The organism is Collinsella sp. AF23-4AC (assembly GCF_003462685.1).
In the GTDB taxonomy this organism is placed as follows: Bacteria; Actinomycetota; Coriobacteriia; order Coriobacteriales; family Coriobacteriaceae; genus Collinsella.
Window position 1 is genome coordinate 60032 of sequence record NZ_QRVE01000009.1, and the last position, 21658, is coordinate 81689.

The window sequence follows — 21658 nt, forward strand, 5'->3', positions numbered from 1 at the left end:
GGGCGCTACCACTCGATCGTCTCGATAGGCACGGGATTTTGTTGGACCGTCTCGCTCTCCACGCGGCCGCTCTTAAAGCGGATCAGGCGATCGGCCATGGGCGCCAGCGCGGAGTTGTGGGTGATGATAATGACCGTGATGCCCTGCTTGCGGCAGGTGTCCTGTAGCAGCTGCAGGATCTGCTTGCCGGTTTTGTAGTCGAGTGCGCCCGTGGGCTCGTCGCACAAAAGCAGCTTGGGATTCTTGGCCAGTGCGCGGGCAATGGACACGCGCTGCTGCTCGCCGCCCGAAAGCTGCGCCGGAAAGTTGGCGAGGCGCTCGCCCAGGCCAACCTGGCTAAGCGTTTGCTCGGCATCGAGCGAATCGGGGCAGATCTGAGCTGCGAGCTCAACGTTTTCGAGTGCCGTCAGGTTGGGAACCAGATTGTAGAACTGGAAGACAAAGCCGACGTCGGCGCGGCGGTATTCCACGAGCTGCGCCTCGTTGGCGGAGCTCACATCGCGCCCGTCCACCGTTACGGTGCCGGAAGTCGCCGTATCCATGCCGCCCAGGATGTTGAGCGCCGTGGTCTTGCCGGCACCCGAGGCGCCCAGGATAATGGCGAGCTCACCGCGCTCAACGGTAAAGCTCGCGCCGTCGAGCGCGTGAATGCGGGCATCGCCCTCGCCGTATGCTTTGATGACGTCTTTAAATTCGATATAGGCCATCGATCGGTTCCCATCTGGTCGGATAACTCTTTAGTATTACCCATTTCCCACCTATCAAAAAGAGACAGGTTTATTTTGGCAGGTTTTATATGGGGAAACGGCAGCTATAGATGAGGCGCCGGGGAGGCAGAGAAATCATCGACGGGGTCAGGCCGACCGCCAAACACAACGCACGCATCTCAATCTGTCAGCCAAATCATTCGAACAGCTGTTCGTTTCTATGATATGATTCCGTTATCTAAGCAGGCCAATACGCAGAAAGGCGGCCAACATGGCGTTCGACTTTAAGAAGGAATGCAAGGAGCTCTACAAACCTGCAAGCAAGCCGAGTATCGTAACTGTCCCGCCTATGAGCTACGTTGCCGTTCGCGGCAAGGGCGACCCAAATACCGAAGGTGGCGAGTATCAAAACGCTCTGCCGCTGCTTTACGGAATCGCCTATACCGTCAAGATGTCGAAGAAAGGCTCAAGGAGTATCGAGGGCTATTTCGACTTTGTGGTACCGCCGCTCGAGGGTTTCTGGTGGCAAGAGTTCCCGAGCGGCGACATCGATTATGTACGCAAGGACGATTTCAACTTTATCTCGTGCATCCGCCTGCCCGATTTCGTCACCCGAGATGACTTTGACTGGGCAGTCGCGGAAGCCACGACCAAAAAGAAACTGGACTTTTCCGCCGTCGAACTGCTTAAAGTTGACGAGGGCCTCTGCGTTCAATGCATGCACACCGGGCCCTACGACAACGAGCCGGCAACCGTAGGCGCCATGCATGAATATGCGACCGAGCTGGGCTATGTCCCCGACTTCTCAGACACCCGTTTACATCACGAAATCTATCTCTCCGATCCACGCAAATGTGCACCGGAGAAACTTAAGACTGTGGTTCGTCATCCTATCAAGCGCGCTGAATAGCGTGGAGCGTCATTTCACGCGTTAGGTTTTAAGCCAGCCAACCAGCCGCCTCCTGGGCCGTCCGGTAATTATCTTGACGCAGCCCGTCGCATCTTATAAGTTTGTTTTGCTAAAGCTGGAAAGCCTCTCAACGATGCGCAACTCCAGCTCTTTTTTTATCAAAAGAGCAAGTGTCGGAAAGCAAAATGTCGGAAAGCAACGTATTGAGCAGAATCAAACACCTGGTCAACACCTATAGCGGCCTCGTGCTCATGGGTGCTGTCGGAATCCCTATTGACATCATCGTCGGCGCCATTTGTGCCCTCTTTGGTCGCGTGCTCCTGGCGATCGGTGCCTTCCGCGACGAGCACATCACCCTGCTCCTTCCCTTCCTCGCCCTCATGGGCTTGGCCATCGTATTTGCCTACCGCACCTGGGGCAAAGGCACCGAACGCGGCATGAGCTTAGTATTCGACGTAGGCCACGGGCGCGAAGACGCTATCTCCCCGCGCTTGGTGCCGCTCATTATGCTGAGCACGTGGGGAACGCACCTCTTTGGCGGCAGCGCGGGACGCGAGGGCGTGGCCGTGCAGATCGGTGCAACCGTCTCACACTGGATCGGCCGGCGTCTACCTTTCCGAGACCCCGGCAACACGTTTTTGCTTATCGGCATGGCTGCCGGCTTTGCTGGACTCTTTCGAACGCCACTTGCAGCCACGGTCTTTGCTATCGAAGTACTGGTCGCAGGACGCATGGAATACCGCGCGCTGTTTCCCGCGCTTACGGCCTCGCTCGCCGCAAGTATGACCTCCGGCGCCCTGGGGCTCGAGAAGTTCGAGGTCGCCGTTACCGCCTCGTATGCGCTCGACCTCCCCGGTCTTGGGCGGCTGGCGCTGTTGGGCATCGCGTTTGGTATGGTGGGCGGCGCCTTTGCCTGGTGCCTTGCACATGCCAAAACACTTGCGGCGCGGCTACTCCCCAACCCCTATGTGCGCATCGCCGTTATGGGCATCGCGCTATCAGCGATTCTGCTCACACTGTGGCAGGGGCGATACTGCGGACTTGGTACCAACCTGATATCGGCAGCGCTCAACGGTGACGGCAAGGACGCCATCATGCCTTGGGACTGGGCGCTCAAATTCGCACTCACCATTACCACGCTTGCCGCAGGATATCAGGGTGGCGAGGTGACGCCGTTGTTCTCCATCGGAGCGAGCCTTGGCGTCGTGCTCGCCGGAATCCTCGGCATGCCCGTCGAACTTTGCGCCGCGCTGGGATACGCCGCCGTCTTTGGCGGCGCCACCAACACGCTGCTCGCGCCGATCCTCATTGGCTGCGAGGTCTTCGGTTTCGGTAATCTGCCGGCGTTCTTTATCGTCTGCGTTGTGGCTTATCTGTTCAACATGGACAAATCGATCTACGCCCTGCAGGAGCGGGCGTAGAAAGATGTCCAAGCAGGTGATCTCAACCGGAAACGGCGCCCCACTCTGAGGCTGTATTCCGGGACACGGTTTCCGCTTGGGACGCCATTCGGAAAGCGCATCCCGCTTTAAAACGGAATTCCGGGACGTAGTTTCCGTCTGAGCCTCCATTCGGAAAGCGTGTCCCGTTCTTTCACGGCATCTTGGCTATGCAAAGTGCTCGAGCGTTACTCCTCGTACGCGCCCTCAAGCCGCAGCAGCCACTCCTTGCGGTCGAGGCCGCCAGCATATCCGTTGAGCGATCCGTCGGCCGCGACCACGCGATGGCACGGCACGATAATCGAAATGGGATTACGCGCAACCGCAGCCCCCACAGCACGGGGAGACACAACGGGCGCCTCGTTTCCCGGCACACGATGCCGCGCTGCAACACGCTGGGCGATCTCGCCATACGTAGCGACCTCGCCACGCGGAATTGAAAGTAGCTCAAACCAAACCTCACGCTGAAACGCCGTGCCAATCAAATGCAACGGCGGCGTAAACCGAGGCTCCTGCCCCGCAAAATAGGCGTTGAGCCAAGCCCAAGAACGCTCTAGCACCGAAGAAGCCGCGCCATTGGCCGGATTTACCGTCTGCATGCCCCCGGCACCCGAAACTGCATCGGTGCCCTCAACGTATTCGGCGCTTTCTTTAAGAAGCGTGGAACCAAAGTGCTCCTGCCCCTCAAACCAAAGCCCCGTCAGACCGCGGCCATCAGCGGCAAGCAAGATTTCGCCCAAAGGCGAAGCAAACGTCGTCGTGACCACCAGCGGCTCCCTTCAAAACTCCGCAACATAATACCGCGAATTGTACAGGCAACCCCAATCGACCCCAAAGTCACCCAAGGCAGCAGGCGCGAAGCGCCGCAGCTGCCGCACGACCCCAAAGTCCCCGCAGGCAGCAGGCGCAACGCGCCGCAGCTGCCGGCCGCGCCCCACAGTCCCCAAAGGCGGCAGGCGCAAAGCGCCGAGGCCGCCGCCGGGGCCAGGGCCCGCAACGGCCACGTGCCCTCACATCAGCCCAGCGGCCCCAGCCAACAACGGCCCCATCGCAGGCCGCTCGCAGCCGAGTCACCGCAGGCGGGGGCCGGGCTTAGTTTTCAGAACACTCCGCAGACCAGTGTGGCGCCTTGTCCGCGGCTCCGAAGGAGCAGGACAAGGCGCCACACATGGTCGAGGACGTTCTGAAAACTAAGCCCGGCCCCCGCCGGACAGGTCACACTACTCGCAGAGCAGCTTGGCAATCTGGACGGCGTTGGTTGCCGCGCCCTTACGGATTTGGTCGCCGCAGCACCAGAAGGTGATACCGCGCGCAGCCTCGGGGTTCGAGATGTCGCGACGCACGCGGCCGACCCAGATCAGGTCCTGGTCGGACGTATCCATCGGCATGGGGAAGCGGTCGTGTGCATCCTCAGCAGCCATATCGTCAACCAGCTTCACGCCCGGAGCGGCAGCCAGCGCAGCACGGGCCTCTTCCACCGTAATGTCGCGCTCAAACTCGAGCGTAATGCTCTCGGAGTGCGAGCGCAGTACAGGCACGCGCACGCAGGTGCAGTTCACGCGCAGCTCGGGCAGGTGCATGATCTTGCGACCCTCGTTCTGCAGCTTCATCTCCTCGGAAGTAAAGCCCTCCTCCTTGACGCCGCCAATCTGCGGAATCAGGTTGCTCGCGAGCTGGGCGGCAAATGCGCGCGGCTCGGGAATCTCCTCACCACGGCCCAGGGCGGCCAGCTGAGCCTCGAGCTCGGCCATACCGGGCGCGCCAGCGCCCGAAGCCGCCTGATACGTCGAGACAATCATGCGCTTCACGCCGGCGAGCTGATGCAGCGGCCACGTGGGAACCAGGCCGATGATGGTCGCGCAGTTGGGGTTGGCGATAAGGCCGTGATGCCACTTGATGTCGTCAGCATTGATCTCGGGCACGACCAGCGGCACCTCGGGATCCATACGGAAGGCATGGCTGTTGTCGACCACGACGGCGCCGCGCTTGACGGCCTCGGGCAGCAGCTCCTTCGCGATATCGTCACCGGCGGCTCCAAGCACAATGTCGCAGCCCTCAAAAGCCTCGGGGCAAGCTTCCTCAATCACGATCTGCTCGCCGCGGAACTCGACGGTTTTACCCGCGGAGCGTGCACTTGCCAGCAGCTTGAGCTTGCCAACCGGGAACTCCTGCTCGTTGAGGCACTCGAGCATCTGGGTGCCTACAGCTCCCGTCGCGCCCAAAATAGCAACCGTGTACTGTTTCATGCTTCCCCCTTTAAAGGTTGTGGCTTTTGCCCGCACGCCAAGCAGGCCGATTATTGTTGCCAGTGTATACAAGAACGGGGCGGGCACGAAACCCGCCCCGTCGAAACGAAACCGAAACGAAACGCCCCACCGTAGATTTTTGAGACATGACCCAAAAATCTACCGAGCAGTCGCTACTTTTTGAGCGCAGCCAGAGCGGGATCGACCGGCGCAGGAGCCTCCAGATCGGAGACCTTCACAATGCCGTTTTCGTCGGAGAAGGCACGGTAAATGGTCCGAATCGCCAGGTCGAAGTCCTTCTCCTCGACACCGATAATGATGTTGATCTCGTCACAGCTCTGCGAAATCATGCGCACGCTCACGCCGGCCTGGCCGAGCATGCCAAACAGATGGCCCGAGATACCTGCACGACCGCGCAGGTTACGACCGACGGTCGCGATGAGCGCCAGGCCCTCGACAACCTCGATCTCGAGCGGCTCGACCTCCTGCTGAATGTCGCCCACAAGCGAGTACAGCGAATCGTGCACATCCTGCTCCTGCACCACGGCGCCAAAGCGGTCGACACCAGTGGGCATGTGCTCGACGGAAACGTCATAGCGTTCGAACACCGAAAGTGCACGGCGCATAAAGCCGACACGGGGCTTGGTGCGGTCGCGGGCGACGTTGATGGCGACAAAGCCGCGTTTGCCGGTCACGCCGGTAATGATGGGCTCCGCCTCGCCCTCATCAGCCGTCTCGCTAATGATGGTCCCGGGGTCCTGCGGCGCATTGGTGTTCTTGATGACCAGCGGAATGCCTGCCTCGCGCACGGGAAACACGGCTTCCTCGTGCAGGACGCTTGCGCCCATGTACGAAAGCTCGCGCAGCTCCTCGTAGGTAACGCGCGCAATGGGCTGAGCCTCGGGAACAATACGTGGATCGGCAGAATAGAAGCCCGAAACGTCGGTCCAGTTCTCGTACAGATCGGCGCCCAGGCACTTGGCCAGAATCGAGCCCGAGATATCGCCGCCGCCACGATCGAGCAGCTTGATTTGGCCCTCACGCGTCGCGCCGTAGAAACCGGGCATGACAAAGCCACCCTGCTGACCGTACTCCTGCACCAGCTCGGAGGTGCGGTTCATGCTGAGCGTACCGTCGTGATGGAACGCCACGACCGTCGCGGCATCCAGGAACGGCAGGCCCAGGTACTCGGCCATCAGACGAGCGGTAAAGTACTCGCCACGGCTTACGAGCTCCTCGGTAGAGTAGCCGCCCGAGCGGGCGCGCTCGGCAAAGGCCGCGAACTCCTCGCGGATGGGATAGGTGAGTTCCAGCTCGTCAGCGATATCAAAATAGCGCTGGCCAATGTCCTCGAGCAGTTCCTCGCACGACACGTGGTACTTAACATGCGCATTAACCAGGTAGAGCAGGTCAGTCACCTTGGTGTCGCCCTTAAAGCGGCGACCGCAGGCAGAAACCACCACAAAACGGCGGGCCGGGTCGGCATCGACGATGGCCTTGATTTTCTTAAAGTGTTCGGCGTCGGCGACTGACGAGCCGCCAAACTTGGCAATCTTAATCATGGGCTGGAGGTTACCTTTCTAAAAAGCCTCTGCGAACCTATTTTGCGCGCTCTGATACCATGGTTTCACCGATTGGGACCAAGGCATCCGAGGAGCAGTGTTATATGGGAACTTATCATAGTACACGAGGACGCACTTTATCGTGCTCAAGTAAGGTGGCAATCCGCACCGGCATCGCTCCCGACGGGGGTTTGTTTGTCTCGGACGAGCTCGGCACCCAGCAGGTCGATATCAGCTCGCTTGCAGATAAATCGTACTTTGAAATCGCTCAAGATGTGTTGGGAATGTTACTGAATGATTACACGGCCGAAGAAATTTCGGCGTGTGTCGACGAGGCATACCGCGGCACGTTCGCGAGTGAAGAGGTTACGCCGCTCGTCAAACTCGACGCTGCGCCGGGCGCTGACGCCCCTCAGACCTATGTGATGGAGCTCTTTGGCGGCCCCACGAGTGCCTTCAAGGACGTCGCCCTGCAGATGCTCCCCCGCCTCATGGCCCGCACTTCCGCCAAGGACGGCGGCACCGAGCGCATCATGATCGTCACCGCCACGTCAGGCGACACCGGCAAGGCAGCACTCGCTGGCTTTGCCGACGCCCCGGGCACGGGCATCACCGTCTTTTATCCCGAAGGCAAGGTCAGCCGCGTCCAGAACCTGCAGATGTCCACACAGGAGGGCGATAACGTCGCCGTCTGCGGCATCCGCGGCAACTTCGACGACGCCCAGAGCGCCGTCAAGCGCATCTTTGCCGATAAGGAGCTTGCCGAGCGCCTGGAGGCCGCTGGCACGGTGCTTTCAAGCGCCAACTCCATCAATGTCGGCCGTCTGGTACCGCAGGTCGTCTACTACTTTGCCGCCTATGCGCAGCTGCTGCGCGCCGGCGCTATCGAGGTTGGCGACGCCGTGGAGTTCTGTGTACCCACCGGCAACTTTGGCGATATCTTGGCCGGCTACTACGCCAAGCGCATGGGTCTGCCCGTCGCCAAGCTCGTCGTGGCGAGCGACAAGAACAACGTGCTTGCCGACTTCCTGACCACCGGCGTCTACGACCGCAACCGTCCGTTCTTCACGACTATCTCGCCGTCGATGGACATCCTCATCAGCTCCAACCTGGAGCGCATGCTGTACTTCCTGTCCGATGGCGACTGCGAGCTCGTTGCCGGCTTTATGGAGCAGCTTGCCCAGACCGGCCGCTACGAGGTGCCCGCCGAGCTGCTGGCTAAGATTCAGAGCGTCTTTGGCTGCGGCTGGGCCAGCGAGGACGAAGTCCGTGCTGCTATCAAGAGCTGCTGGGATGCGAACGGCTACGTAATCGACCCGCACACCGCTTGCGGCTATCACGTCTTTGAAAAGGTCGCTCCCGCCGAGGGCGCCAAGGCCCGCGTGCTACTTTCGACCGCCAGCCCCTACAAGTTCCCGCGCGCCTGCTGCGACGCCCTGGGGCTCGACGTTCCCGAAGACGACTTTGAGGCCATGCGCGTGCTCGAGCAGGCAACCAACACGGTTGCCCCGATCCAACTCGCCGAGCTCGAGTCCAAGCCCGTCCGCTTCGAAGACGTCTGCGACGTAGCCGACATGGCCAACTACGTAGAGTCTGCAGCAAAAAAGATGGCTACCAACTAAACCCCTTATTAAGCGCCGGCGAAAGCCGGCGCACCTTCTTTCATCAGATAACCCCCGGGATGATGACGAACGCGCACAGCGTGCCTGGCTGTTTAGTTCGTCGCGAGTTCCGCACGCAAAGGAAAGCACTTAATGTGCTTTCCGTCTTGCGCAGGACTGTCCGAGCAGCGAACTAAACAGCCAGGCACGCCAGGAGGACCCACATGATCAAAATCACCGTCCCAGCAACGAGCGCCAACTTGGGCATCGGCTACGACACCCTCGGCATGGCCGTCAGCCTCTACTCGCACTTCACCTTCGAGCGCGCCGACAAGCTCACCATCACGGGCTGCCCCGAGGAGTTCCAAAACGAGAATAACCTGGTCTATGTGAGCTTTGTCGATGCTCTGGCCGCCTGGGGCGAGCCGGCCTTCCCCGTCGCTATCGACATTCAGACCGACGTGCCCGTCGCCCGCGGCTTGGGTTCCAGCTCCACCTGCGTCGTCGCCGGCATCATGGCTGCCGCCGCGTTGACGGGCCATACCGTCGACCGCGCCGAGCTCGTCCGCCTCGCCACCGAGGTCGAGGGCCATCCCGATAACGTCGCCCCCGCTATCCTGGGCGGCGCCGTCTGCTCCTTTACGCCGACCGATTCGCTCCCCCAGTGCCTGCGCTACGAGGTGAGCGATCGCTTGCGTTTTATTACCGTGATTCCGCCCTACGAGGTACACACGAGCGAGGCGCGCAAGGTCGTGCCGCAGGAGATTCCGCTCTCCACCGCCGTGTGGCAGATGGGCCGCATCGCCGGTATGACGCGCGGCTTGGAGACTGGTGACCTGGACCTGATTGCCGCCGCCAATGACGACCGCATTCAGGAGCCCTATCGTCGCCGCCTGATTCCCGACTACAACGCCGTGCGCGACACCTGCCTTAACGGCGGCGCTAAGACCATCTGGATTAGCGGCTCGGGCTCGACCCTCATGGCTGTGACCGACGACACCATCGTGGCAAAGTTCTTGCAGGTCAAGCTGCGCGAGCAGTTCCCTAAGTGTGATACGCATATTCTGACGTGCGACACCGAGGGCGCTCAAATCGAGTACCTGTAGACATCCTCCTCATATACCTGTCCGGGACGGTCGGGATGTTCCCTCAAAATCGTCCTCGCGCATGAAGGCCCCTTGTCCTGCTCCTGCGGAGCGACGGACAAGGGGCCTTCGCGCTGCGGAATGATTTTGAGGGAACATCCCGACCGTCCCTGCGCCTACCTTACTGAGGATGTCTACAGGGACCCACGCTTTGAAAGGGCGCCGGGCTGATAGTTTGGCTTTTTATTGGTAGGGGCTCTTGCTAGGCTGGAGCACTTCCTAGAGGCGGGCATCGGCTGTGTGCTTGGTTTAGGCGGCGCTGGTTTCTTTGTATTCGAAGACTGGTTCTAGGAGGTCTTCGATGTTGCAGTGGAGGGCTTTTGCTATGGCTCTTACGCTTGTAACCGAAGCTTCATTGATGTTTCTCTGGCGCTGCTCGTACATTTGGATTGAGCGGAGTGACACACCCGATTCGTATGCCAGATCTTGTTGGGTTTTCTTGAGCCTCTTTCTTGCTAACGCAAGTTTGGTTTGCCTGGACGCTTTTTTCGCCATATCGCAGACGAGGCGAGCCACGCGTTCCTCCGAGGCTTCGTGCCAGGGGTAGTACAGACTGCGTAGCACATCAAATGGAACGACATGCAGCAAATCTTCGAAAGACTCTCCTAGGCGCCACTGAAGGTATGCCAATATCCAGCCTGTCCAATATTCCGGTGTCTTTTCGAATCGGTAGGTTCGATTTGGCATCGGCCTTGATTGATAGCCGGACCTTTCGGCAATGAGCGCGAACAGCTCAACGCCCGATTTTCCCGACACTACCCATGCGTTGCCGCGTTCGAACTCGCGGGCTACGCCGCTCAGACAAAAGAGTTCAGCAACTTCCGATCCTTCTGCCCCATAATCGTTAACGGCATAGTCAAAGCAGTCGCCGAGGTTGTTCATTGCATCCTCAAGGTAGTAGACGGGGTATGTCCTACTCGGCCCACAATCCGTTAACTCTTGGATCATTTAAATCAACCCTCCCTGCCATCAAATCCCTAATGTCGACACCTTCGGAATCGAATCCATTCACAGTGTCCAAGTACTTGCGCCGCGCGTTCTGCTCTCACTCGAAACGCCTGGGATAATACTCGGAACCAATTGACATCACCCCAGTGATAGTTTACCAATAACTATCACTGGGGTGATATAGATGAGAGCTTTTGAGGGGCTGCAGCCCGATTAGAGGCAGGCCTCGGCGATGCGCTTTTTGAGTTCGTCGATGCCGGTGCCGGTTTGGGAGCTTGTGATGATTACGTTCTCGGCCGGGACGTTGAGCTGCTTCTTGATGGCCGCTGCCTGACGGGCCTGCTGGGTGCGGCTGAGCTTGTCGGCCTTGGTGAGGCAGACGATAAAGTTGAACTCGTTGCCCTGTAGGTAGTCAATCATGTCGTGGTCGAGCTTGCTGGGGTCGTGACGAATGTCCACCAGCGAGACGACCAAGTTAAAGCTGCGCTCGGAGTCGAAAAAGTCGCCGATGAGCTCGGCCCAACGGTCGCGCTCGGCCTTGGAGCGACGGGCGAAACCGTAACCCGGCAGGTCCACGAAATGCACGTCGTCGGCCTCAAAGAAGTTGATGTTGCTCGTCTTGCCCGGCGTGCTGGAAACCTTGACCAGGTTCTTGCGGCCAAAGAGCTTGTTCATAATCGACGACTTGCCCACGTTGGAGCGGCCAACAAAGCTCACCTCGGGACAGGTGGACTCGGGGATCTGCGAAACCTTGCCGTAGCTGGCGACGAACTTGGCAAGCTGGTAGTTAATGGAATCGGCCATGGACACTCCTTGGTCGTAGGATCTTGCAAAAAACGCGCTATTGCGCAGCGGCAATGCGTCGAACGATATCGAGCGTGATATCGCTTGCGGCACGCGCATACTCGAACAAATCGAACTCGCGGTCGCAAATCGCATCATACGCCTCGTCACAATTATCGCTGATAGCACGCAGCACCAGGCAATCGACACCATTTTTGGTTGCGACATGGGCAATTGCCGCGCCCTCCATGCCGACACAATCGGCATGCGTCGCCTCGATGGCATCATTGCGCATAGCGGCGCCCGTCACAAAGCGGTTACCCGTGGCAATCGTGCCGACCAGGAACTGCTTTGCACCCTCGTTCGAAGCGGTCTCATTTGTCGAAGCATCAACAAACCCACGCTCAGCAAGCACATCGGCGGCAATATCGACCAGCGCGGGCGTCGAGACAAACTCCTCGAGCCCCGGTGCAGACTCGGCGATAAGCGCGGTATCGGTATCTAGATAGCGCAGGCATTTGCCAATGACGACATCGTCGATATGGAGCTTGGGATTCAGGCCACCTGCGATACCAGAAAACACAACTGCCTGTGGAGCATACTTGCTAATGAGGTGCTGTGTTGCGGCGGAAGCGTTTACCGTGCCCATACCCGCCGTCGTGGCGACAATCGACAGGCCGTCGAGCCCGCCGGTCACAACGTTCAAGCCCGCCTCCTGTACCATGCAAACGTTGCTCAACTCTTCCTTAATCTGCATGATCTCTTTTTCGAGCGCACCGATAATCGCGATGGTAGCCATGCCATTCCCCAAACCTATACGAAATTCTCAACCACGGTATGGTACCAGCATTTTGTTTGACCTCGTCAAACGAACACGTTAGGCCAGCGCAGCTCGGGTATCAAAGAATGTCTTAGCAATCGCAGCCACCAGCTCGCTCGAGCGATCGCTCCATGGCATCGATGTCATGATACTCATAATGTAGGTGTCGCCATCGACATCGATGAGGCCCGCATCGCATGTCGAATAGCAACCATCCTCGCTAATCCAGCCGGCCTTGTTGCGCACCAGGGCTTGGTCGTCCGCAATGCCGTCGCGGATAAAGGACCGGGTCGTAGAGGCCAGAAGATCCGATAGCCATTGCGACGTCTCGGTATCACGGCTCAAATACTCGCTCATCTCGCGCCACAACTTGGCCGAGGTGCGCGGGCAATAGGTGGGAAAATCACTCATCGGATCGAGTGCGGTATCGTAATCGATGCCAAGACTGGCAATCCAATCCTCGTAACCGACACGGTCAAACGTCGCGCGTAACGCAATAAACGAATCGTTGTCCGAATTAACGATCGCGGCCTCGATCAGGTCGCGCACCGTCTGCCAACCCATGTTGTAGCCACCATAGGTGCCAAGGGAATCATCGAGTGAAACCTGACCCGTCTCGACCAGAAATTCGCAGATGTACAACGCATAGAGCGCCTTGTAGCTACTCGCGCCGTAAACCTCGACATCGAGGTTATACGTCACGCCCTTGCCGCTTGACAGGTCGTAGAACACCACGCCCACATCGCCTAGCTCCTGCGCCCGACTCAGGGCATCCTGGAGCAAGGCAAGGCTCTCATCCTCCAAGGTAGGAGTCTTGTTATCCACCAACGAGAAGGCCTGAACGGTATCACCCGAAGGGATATCGTTGAAGTCCGCCTTCGAAAGTCTCGTCTTGAGATCTGCCGACGCTTTGGACTTTGAAACCTTCTCGTTTTGCGTCTGTACCGTTGACGCATCTGAGTGTGCCATTCGCTCCGACGCGTAGGTTTTGGCGGTAATTCCGAGGATAATAATCGCCAACGTTAGCATCCCAATGGCGGCAATCTTCGTCACGCGGACGCGAGCGTCGGCAAGGCCACGCGAAGATGTGCCCTTCGTCTCATATCTGCTGCTATGCTGCGGCATATACTCGTCCCGCGATGCGTTATTTCGCACGTGGTCTCCTGACTGCTACCGTTCATATACGAGCAGCATAATACCGAGCAGGCATTTCTTTCCAAAGATATTCAGCGGCGTTTAAGGCGTCTTTAAAGAAACCACAAGCGTATTTATCCAAATGGCGCGATTCTGTTGCGCATCTCCGCCCAAAACGCAGTTGCGGTGGAATAGTTCCTATTTGGGCGGCATAAGCCGAAAAACAAGAACTATTCCACCGCAACTTGACGGAGCTCTTTGGCAATCAACTTGGTGCCCAGGGGCACTCATTTAAGTCTGTCCCCAATGAGTGCCTTTGGGGAGCGAAAATGGCTCGCTAGCCGATAGCGTTTTTGAGTTCCGCGCGACGCTTTTTCATGCCCGTCATGACGGCGTTGCGCAGCTCGGGCATGCGCGCGGTATCCATCTGTGGAACGCCCTCGAGCTTATAGGGAATGCCCAATTGCTCGTACTTGACGACGCCCATCGTGTGATACGGCAGCATTTCCAGGCCCACCACGTTGTGCCATGGAGCGATGAGGCGGCCGAGCGCCTCGCACTCCTCAACCGTATCGGTAATGCCGGGCACCACCACGTGGCGGATAACGACCTTAATCTTGCGACGGGCAAGCTCATCACCAAACGCCAGAATGCGTGCGGGATCGCAACCGGTCAGCTTTTTATGCTCAACGGGATCGGCATGCTTGATGTCGAGCAGCACCATGTCGGTCTCGTTGAGAACAGTATCGAACTTCTCGGGATGGTTGGGGTCAAACGCATAGCCGCAGCTGTCGAGGCAGGTATGCACGCGGCCATCGGGGTTGTTGTGCATTGCACGGAACAGGTCGGCTAAAAACGCGGGCTGCAAGAGCGGCTCGCCGCCGGACACCGTAATACCGCCGCTGCGGTAAAACTCATGGTTGCTCTGGAACTCGTCCATCAGGTGCTCGACGGTCACCATGGTGCCGCCGCTAACCGACCAGGTATCGGGGTTGTGGCAATACGCACAGCGCATGGGGCAGCCCTGAACAAACACCACAAAGCGGATGCCGGGTCCATCGACCGTTCCCATCGTCTCAATCGAATGTACGCGGCCCAGGGCAAACGCAGAGTCCTCGGGACGAGCGTCCACACCCTCGAGCGTCATCTCAGCCATTCCCGCTACCTTGCCTCTCATTGGTTTTAGCTACATAAATGCCAGAATCATTCTAGCCCATACGCATGATGGCGAAACGGTTTAGCGGTCAATTAGGTTGTCCTATTTGGCCCTACGCAAGAGCGGCGGGAAGGTTATCGCAACCCGCCCGCCGCTGAGGCAATAGAAATCGATAGACGCCAGACCTTACGCCTTAAGCGTGAGCACCGCACCGAAGGCGGTCGGGCCGCAATGGCTCGAGATGACACCGCCGACCTGAGTCCAGGTAACGTCCTTAAAGCCCAGGTCGTGCGCATAGACTTCCATGTCGTCGCGCAGCTCCTGGGAAAGGCCTACCGAATACGCCAGGCCAATATGCGAGTAGTCAATCTCGCCCTTCGCAACCATGTGGTCAATAAAGGCGCGGGCGCACTTGAGCATAGAGCCGCGGAACTTCTTGGTTGCCACGAACTTGCCGCCCGTTACCTCAATGCAGGGCTTAATCTTGAGCAGATGGGCACCGAGGAATGCCACGTTGGATAGACGACCGCCCGCCTTAAGGAAGGCTAGGTCGGTAGGAACAAAGCCCAGCAGCACACGGTCCATGACGGAATTCGTAAATGCAAAGATTTCGTCGACGGTGGCATCGGGGTGAGCCTCGATGTATTTGGCGGTCTCGACGGCAACAAGCGACTGGCCCACCGAGACAAAACGCGTGTCCATGGAGTAGACGTAGTCGCGACCCTTGGCGGCAATCTTAGAAGACTGGTGTGAGCAGGTCGTGGCCTCGGAATACGCAAGGTGCAGAATAGTCGCATCGGGCTGCTCGGCATGGATGCGATCGTACACGTGCGCAAAATCTGCCGGCGCGCAGCCGCTGGTCTTGGGCATCACGCCAAACTCGTTGCAGCGCGAATAAATCTCGAGCGGATCGATCGAGCCGTCCTCGACGGTCTCGTCACCAATCGTGACATGCATAGGTACGCGCACGATACCGTAGCGTTCGCAGAGCTCTGGCGTCACATCCGAACCAGATTCAACCACGATTACGTACTTGCCCATTATCATCACGACCCATCCCGACGTTGGCTTTTTAATATGTGACGCACGTCCACCGTCCTGCTACACAACGGCCTCCAAGCGCCAAAGAGACGCCGCCCCTTGCACACAACAAAGGACAGCGTCTCCCTGGAAAACTCCGTGCTTATCTAGGATTCTACACGGTTTACAACAATGTGTTACTTACTCCGCAAACGGTAGCTATACACGATAAACGGTAGTTCGCTGCGGCAACTGCGACACATTCCGCCCGGCAAGTCCAATCGTGCTCCACGCACGGTTAATGCGCGAGGCGGTAGAAATCCATCGACGCCGCACCCTCGGCATGCAACCCCATCGCCGAAACCGCCGGCGAATAGGTACGGCTCGTAAGTGCCGCCTCGCCGCTGTTGGCAAAAATCTCGACCATCGTAGTGTCCGAAAGCACGCGCAGGTCGCGAAGCTCGCTGAGCTCGATCGACCTTTGGTCGCGCCCATAGCCTTCGTCACCCATGTCGAGGGTAAGCATCCCGTCTGCATAGCGCACAAAGACACCCTTGCGGATTTCGAGCTCGACCATCTTGGCGCCCTCACAGGAAACCACAAGATCAAACAGGCGGCCCGGCTCCTCAACGGTTTCACCGCCTGTCGCGCGAACGCAGTCGCCGCGCATCCTCTCAATCTCGTGCGCCGGCTGCTGGCAGAGCTTACCATCGCGCATGCTCAGCTCTCGCGGCACCGTCAACGCGCACTGCCACCCGCGCGCCACCGTCGGGTTTTCCGCCGTCGCATCGGGGCAACCCGACCATCCGATCATCAATCGCCGGCCTGTAGCATCCTCAAAGGACTGCGGAGCATAGAAATCAAAACCGGCATCGACCATCGGGGGCATGCCCTGCCCGACGATTTTAAAGCTCGGCGCCTCCCAATCGGCCTCGATGGGGAACCACACGCACTGATGCGGATTGCGGTAACGCCAACCATCGGCAGGCACACCCTGCGGACAGCAAACGAGAATAAGCTCGCCATCGAGCTCAAACAGATCGGGGCACTCCCACATAAAGCCAAACTCCTCGCCCAACTCAATGCGCGTCGCATAGCTCCAGTCCTCAAGATTGCGCGAGGCATAGACAAGCACGCAGCCACGGTCGTCTTTCGTACGAGCGCCCAGAACCATGTAGTAGATACCATCGTGCTCAAGGATCTTGGGGTCGCGCACGTGCGTACCGATATCGTCGGGGTAATCGACCGGTCCAACAGCTATGCACTTCTCGCCCAATTCGTCGGGATTCTCGGCAACCATATGAATCTGGTTTTGCTCACGGCCCGTCAACACGTAGTCGTAATCATCGCGGTCAAAATGCTTGACGTTGCCGGTATAGAAGTAGTGAATCTTGCCATCGCGTACAAAGGCAGAACCAGAATACGCTCCACTCGAATCCAAATCGGAATCGGGGAACAGCGCGGGGCCGTGATTCTCGTACGTCACAAAATCCTTTGTCGTCAGATGGTTCCAAAGCACTGGACCGCCATGCGCGGCATCGAACGGATCGTATTGATGATAGATGTGATACGTATCACCAATCTGAACCAAACCGTTGGGGTCGTTGAGCCAGCCAAGCTCAGGCTCCACATGGAACAGGAGCCTATCGGGGTCGGACGCGATGCGACCCGCCGTCTCATCCTGTCCGGCACGCCACTGCTCATAGTCCGCGCGTGTCACCTTATTTTTTTGATTAAACATCGCCGTTGACTTTCTCGTCTATAGGGAAGGACGCTCGACTCGCACGAGCCGAGCGCCCTTCCTCAAATGGACTTATCCGCACATTACGCTGAACGGCTCAACTAGAAGCTGACATCGAAGCCAGCACCAGCGCCCTCTTCATCGGTGGTCGGAACGCCCTTTGCCTTGTTGTAGGCAAAGATCAAGACGATCGGCACGATAAAGGCGATGAGATTGCCAGCCACATACCACACGAGAGTCTCGGGCGTAACGATGAGCAGGCCAAGCACACCGGTCAGACCCTGACCGATAGCGCGCACCTCAAAGAGCTTGACGAAGGCACCGCCGCAGCCTGCACCGATGCATGCGCAGATGAACGGGATGATCGAGTAGCGCATGTTTGCAGCAAAGATAGCGGGCTCGGAGATTCCGACCAGCGTCGGGATAAAGGACGACATGCAGATGTTGCGCTCTTTGGAGTGCTTCTTGTGAATGAGGTACATACCGATGGCGCCGCCGCCCTGGGCGATGATGGAAACCGACCAGATGGCCTGGATGTAGTTGAAGCCGGTCGTGGCAACGAGGTTGGCCTCGATACCCTGGATGAACTGATGCGTACCGGTAACGACGAGCGGCTGCAGAAACGCGGCGAAGACAAAGGCACCAAAGACGCCCATCCTGTTGTACAGGATATCGATTACGCCGGCGAGGACGTCGCCGATCAGGTTGCCGAGCGGGCCGAACACGGTGAACAGAGCGACGTTAGCAAGAATCAGGGTAACGGTCGGGACAAAGACGAACGAAACGACCTCGGGGATGTACTTCTGGGCAATCTTTTCGACCTTGGCCATAAACCAGGCGGTCAGGATTGCGGGGAACACGCCGCCCTGGAAAGCAACCATGGGAATGGAGAGCGGACCGAAGTTCCAGTACTCAGCACCCGTCGGGTCCATAACGAACGTGTTACGGTTCATAAGACTCGGGTGAACCATGACGATACCGACGAGGATGCCCAGGATCGGGTTACCGCCAAAACGCTTGACCGCGCTGTACATAACCAGGACAGGCAGGTAGTCGAACGTGGTGGCGATAATGGCAAAGAAGCTTGCGAGGTTCTTGAGGAACTCGCTGTGATCGGCGAGGCTGCCCTCCATGCCAAAGAGGCCGTTGGCAACGATCAGCGACTTAAGACCGATGATGATAGCAGCGCCGACGAAGGCGGGAATGATGGGGATAAAGATGTCCGAGAATACCTTGAGGACCGAGAAGAACTTGCCCTTCTTGTCCGCCTCGGCGCCCTTGACCTCGGAAGCACTGATCTCCTTAACGCCCGTCAGAGCCATAAACTCATCGTAAACCTTGTTGACGGTACCGGTACCGAAGATGATCATGAGCTGGCCGCTGTTGTACAGCACGCCCTTGACGCCATCGATGTTCTCGAGCTCGGCCTTGTTGTATTTGCTCGTATCCTTGAGCACCAGACGCAGACGGGTCACGCAATGCGTGGCGCCCTCGATGTTCTCCAGTCCGCCGACGTTGTCGACGACTTGCTGGGACACTGCCTTGTAGTCCATGTTCCTCTCCATTCCTTTTCTAAATCATAAAACGGTTCGTTGCCGCTACAGAGACGCGATCGTTGCGTTTGCGCACTTGAGCGCACCGTCGGTGACGGTAAGCGCCACACCCTGGCCCTGCTTGTTGCAGAAGCGAGCGTTGAGCGCAACATCATCGACAAAGATGGTCGCGATGTCGTCGTCGACGACCAGACGCACATGGTGAGTGCCCTCGCCCTTAAAGAACAACGGACGCTCGAGGCCCATGTTGTTGACCTGGAACCACGGGTACTGGGGAGCCGGCGTGAACTCGAGCTTGCCCTCGCGCAGGTTGGCGCGGAACTCATAGGCAAGACCGGTCTCGGCGTCCTCGGCAAGCTTCACCGAGAAGCCGGCAGCGTTACCGCCGAGCTCAATGTCGGCATCGAGCAAGTAGGTGGAGCCGGCATCCGCGGCGAGCACCTGCTCGACCTTGCCCGACTCGCAGGAAAGCTCAAAGGTCTCGACTGCCTTAGCCTCGCCAAAGGCGCCAAGCATGCTGTCGGGGAGCTTGGTGCCGAGCGTTCCGTCGGCACGCTGAACGATCTCGAGGGGCATAAAGGTGCCACCCCATAGGTAAGAGCTGGGGTCGCCGCCCTCGTCACGCGTAGGAACCCAACCAAAGAGAACGCGACGCTCGCCATCGAATGCGGTGCGAGCGGCGTAGTACGCGCGGCCGTCGAAGGAGTCGTCAGCGGGGGTAATCCAAGGACCGTTGATGGACTTGGACATGCGGTAACGGGTCTTGTTGCCGTCGCTGTACTCGGAAAAGACGAGGTACCACCAGTCGCCCATCTTAAAGAGATCAGGCATCTCAAACATGGTGTACAGGCCCGGGTTCCACCAGTCGCCCTGGAACTCCCAGTTGGTCAGATCCTTGGAGGTGAACTTGACCAGGCGGCCGGTCATCAGACGCTTGTCCTCGCCCACACGCGTGCCGAGGATGAGCATGTACTCTTCGTTCTCCTCATCCCAAAGCACAAAGGGATCGCGCCAGTTGCGATCATCGTAACCCTCCTGGGGCGGAAGCAGCGTCTCGGCGATGTTCTTCTCCCACTTGACGGCGTCGTCGCTCGTTGCGTGAAGAAGAACCTGCTTCATCAAACGTGCGCGGACCTTATCGCGATTGCAACCAGTGTAGAGCGCATGGTACTTGTCGCCCACCTTAAACACCGTGCCGGCATAAATGTACTGGTCGACTTCCTCGTCGCCGCCGCGCTCAAGGCTCTCCCCAAAGTCCTTGTAGTTGACGAAATCCTTGGTCGTAGCGAGTGCCCAGCCAAACGGCTCTCCGAAAGGTTCGGGGTTACGCGTGTCACGCTGATGATAGAGATAGAACGTGCCGTCCTCGCCGTACGGCATGATGTCGCCTACCCAAATTCCCTCAGGCTGGTAATACACCTTGTGCATCCGAGACTTCCTTTCCACGACATACTAACTCGGTACAATGGCAAGATATGTCAATCGTTTTCATATGTCAAACGTTTTCACACCAATACGTCTTTTCGCAGTTCCAGTCGTCGGCAAACGGTTGACATATGCCGGTGAACGGTCATCAGAGGCGTTTGAGGAATTCTTTTGGCACGGGATGAACTACGCGGTTTTGCCCTCAATGAGTTCAACGGGAAGCTTGATATTCGATTCGGGATTATCGCCGTTAATAAGAGCGATGATGGATTGCGCCGCGAGCTCTCCGATGCGATCGATATCTTGACGTACGGTTGTTAAGTCAGGCATAAACGTCATAGTTCGGCGGGCACCATCCGCGCCCACGACCTTAATATCGTCTGGAGCGCTCAAGCCGCGCTGCTTCATCACGTTGAGACAGATGGCCGCCATCGTATCGTCTCCCGCAAAGATGCCGTCAATATCGGGGTTCTCATCGAGGATCTTCGCAACGACCGCGCCCTTTTCGTCGTCGGGCTTAACGAACTCAACCTCACGGACAAGCGCGGACAAACCGGCCTGCTCAACAACATCGAGGTAGGCATCGGTACGCTTATTGGCAGGCATGCGCATGCGGCTATTGCTGCGCAGGCACAGGATACGCCTGCAGCCGTCATCAATCAGACGGCGCGTGGCGAGCTCGCCGATGCCATAGCTGTCACTTGCAATCTGGACAGAGCCCTCGCCAAGATCGCAGTCGATGCCAACCAGGCTCAAGCCCATCTCGGCATATGCCTCAGCACCGATATTGAGGGAGTTGACGATTACGCCGTCGACCATATTGCGGCGGAGCATGTCGATATAGGAACGCTCAAGATCAGGTCGATTGGCGCTGTTGCACAGCAACATCTTAAAGCCGTTTTCCGCTAACGTGCGCTCGACCGCCTGCACAACCTGAGCATGGAACGGGCTGCTCACAAAGGGAACGATCATACCGATAAGATTCAGGCGACCGTTGAGCATGGCACGGGCGATATCGTTGGGCGTATAGTTGATGCGCTCCATCGCGGCATGGACCTTATCGCGGGTCTCTTGGCTAATATAGCCGCGATTATTAAGCACGCGAGATACCGTAGTAGGCGAAACCCCCGCCACCGCTGCAACTTCCTTGATGCCAGGCTTAGCAGAATCCTTAGAACGAGCGCCCTCGCGAGCCATAGCACCCTCCCCCATCAACATGTCAAACGTTTACATACGAACAAAGCATACCCCAACAACAGCGGGAAGACGGTAACAGCACAAGTAAGTAAACGACTCATCCAAATAATTAGGAGAGTTCCGCCTAAAGGGTGACTACACAGGACCCCGCGAGGGCGTAATGGGCTTCTCCCCAGAACATTCCGCACTGATATTTTCTGTATTGAAGACGTCGATGGTGCACCCGTATACCATTGACGTCGACACCATCAGATGCGGACCGCGCGGTGAC

At 58.2% G+C, this 21658-nt stretch carries 18 protein-coding genes; 4 read left to right on the plus strand and 14 right to left on the minus strand.

Features of this window, described 5'->3' with window-relative positions; all coding sequences use genetic code 11:
* Positions 1-5 precede the first annotated feature (5 nt).
* Positions 6-707, minus strand: a complete 702-nt coding sequence (locus DWY05_RS06325) for an ABC transporter ATP-binding protein (protein ID WP_117821052.1) — start codon at positions 705-707, stop codon at positions 6-8.
* Between the two features lie 271 nt (positions 708-978).
* Between DWY05_RS06325 and DWY05_RS06330 the strand changes: the two genes are divergently transcribed.
* Together DWY05_RS06330 and DWY05_RS06335 are read left to right on the plus strand one after the other, a co-directional pair.
* A complete protein-coding gene (locus DWY05_RS06330; protein ID WP_117821051.1) occupies positions 979-1617 on the plus strand; it encodes a GyrI-like domain-containing protein in 639 nt (212 codons plus the stop codon).
* A gap of 203 nt (positions 1618-1820) precedes the next feature.
* A complete protein-coding gene (locus DWY05_RS06335) occupies positions 1821-3038 on the plus strand; it encodes a chloride channel protein (protein WP_199409584.1) in 1218 nt (405 codons plus the stop codon).
* Between the two features lie 206 nt (positions 3039-3244).
* Here DWY05_RS06335 and DWY05_RS06340 read toward each other — a convergent pair whose 3' ends face one another.
* The 3 genes from DWY05_RS06340 to DWY05_RS06350 form a co-directional block, all read right to left on the minus strand.
* Positions 3245-3823 (minus strand): methylated-DNA--[protein]-cysteine S-methyltransferase, encoded by a 579-nt coding sequence (locus tag DWY05_RS06340; RefSeq protein WP_233502300.1) that lies wholly within the window; start codon positions 3821-3823, stop codon positions 3245-3247.
* 453 nt (positions 3824-4276) lie between these two features.
* Complete coding sequence (locus DWY05_RS06345) at positions 4277-5302, minus strand: aspartate-semialdehyde dehydrogenase (RefSeq protein ID WP_117766544.1); 1026 nt, start codon at positions 5300-5302, stop codon at positions 4277-4279.
* A gap of 173 nt (positions 5303-5475) precedes the next feature.
* Positions 5476-6864 carry an aspartate kinase gene (locus DWY05_RS06350; RefSeq protein WP_117798250.1) on the minus strand — a complete coding sequence of 463 codons (1389 nt, stop codon included), beginning with the start codon at positions 6862-6864 and terminating at the stop codon, positions 5476-5478.
* Between the two features lie 104 nt (positions 6865-6968).
* Between DWY05_RS06350 and thrC the strand changes: the two genes are divergently transcribed.
* Complete coding sequence (thrC, locus tag DWY05_RS06355) at positions 6969-8486, plus strand: threonine synthase (protein ID WP_117821049.1); 1518 nt, start codon at positions 6969-6971, stop codon at positions 8484-8486.
* Positions 8487-8689: 203 nt separating this feature from the next.
* Positions 8690-9571: a homoserine kinase gene (thrB, locus tag DWY05_RS06360; RefSeq protein ID WP_117821048.1), complete on the plus strand. Its 882-nt coding sequence runs from the start codon at positions 8690-8692 to the stop codon at positions 9569-9571.
* A 288-nt stretch (positions 9572-9859) separates the two neighbouring features.
* Here the strand turns inward: thrB and DWY05_RS06365 are convergent, their stop codons facing one another.
* The 10 genes from DWY05_RS06365 to DWY05_RS06410 form a co-directional block, all read right to left on the minus strand.
* Positions 9860-10492 carry a helix-turn-helix transcriptional regulator gene (locus DWY05_RS06365; protein WP_117821084.1) on the minus strand — a complete coding sequence of 211 codons (633 nt, stop codon included), beginning with the start codon at positions 10490-10492 and terminating at the stop codon, positions 9860-9862.
* A 279-nt stretch (positions 10493-10771) separates the two neighbouring features.
* The gene (gene yihA / locus DWY05_RS06370) at positions 10772-11362 is read right to left on the minus strand and encodes a ribosome biogenesis GTP-binding protein YihA/YsxC (protein ID WP_006234871.1); all 591 of its coding nucleotides are present in this window, start codon (positions 11360-11362) and stop codon (positions 10772-10774) included.
* A gap of 37 nt (positions 11363-11399) precedes the next feature.
* On the minus strand, positions 11400-12140 hold the full coding sequence (gene mtnN / locus DWY05_RS06375; RefSeq protein ID WP_117821047.1) for a 5'-methylthioadenosine/S-adenosylhomocysteine nucleosidase: 741 nt from the start codon (positions 12138-12140) through the stop codon (positions 11400-11402).
* A 78-nt stretch (positions 12141-12218) separates the two neighbouring features.
* Positions 12219-13130, minus strand: a complete 912-nt coding sequence (locus DWY05_RS06380) for a serine hydrolase (protein ID WP_158558703.1) — start codon at positions 13128-13130, stop codon at positions 12219-12221.
* A gap of 502 nt (positions 13131-13632) precedes the next feature.
* Positions 13633-14451, minus strand: a complete 819-nt coding sequence (pflA, locus tag DWY05_RS06385) for a pyruvate formate-lyase-activating protein (protein WP_117821045.1) — start codon at positions 14449-14451, stop codon at positions 13633-13635.
* Positions 14452-14637: 186 nt separating this feature from the next.
* Positions 14638-15492, minus strand: a complete 855-nt coding sequence (locus DWY05_RS06390; protein ID WP_117821044.1) for a DegV family protein — start codon at positions 15490-15492, stop codon at positions 14638-14640.
* A gap of 277 nt (positions 15493-15769) precedes the next feature.
* Positions 15770-17212 (minus strand): glycoside hydrolase family 32 protein, encoded by a 1443-nt coding sequence (locus DWY05_RS06395; protein WP_117821043.1) that lies wholly within the window; start codon positions 17210-17212, stop codon positions 15770-15772.
* Positions 17213-17313: 101 nt separating this feature from the next.
* The gene (locus DWY05_RS06400) at positions 17314-18765 is read right to left on the minus strand and encodes a PTS transporter subunit EIIC (protein WP_052044095.1); all 1452 of its coding nucleotides are present in this window, start codon (positions 18763-18765) and stop codon (positions 17314-17316) included.
* 45 nt (positions 18766-18810) lie between these two features.
* Complete coding sequence (locus DWY05_RS06405) at positions 18811-20193, minus strand: family 43 glycosylhydrolase (RefSeq protein WP_117821042.1); 1383 nt, start codon at positions 20191-20193, stop codon at positions 18811-18813.
* A gap of 183 nt (positions 20194-20376) precedes the next feature.
* Positions 20377-21387, minus strand: a complete 1011-nt coding sequence (locus DWY05_RS06410; RefSeq protein ID WP_022094949.1) for a LacI family DNA-binding transcriptional regulator — start codon at positions 21385-21387, stop codon at positions 20377-20379.
* Between the last annotated feature and the right edge of the window lie 271 nt (positions 21388-21658).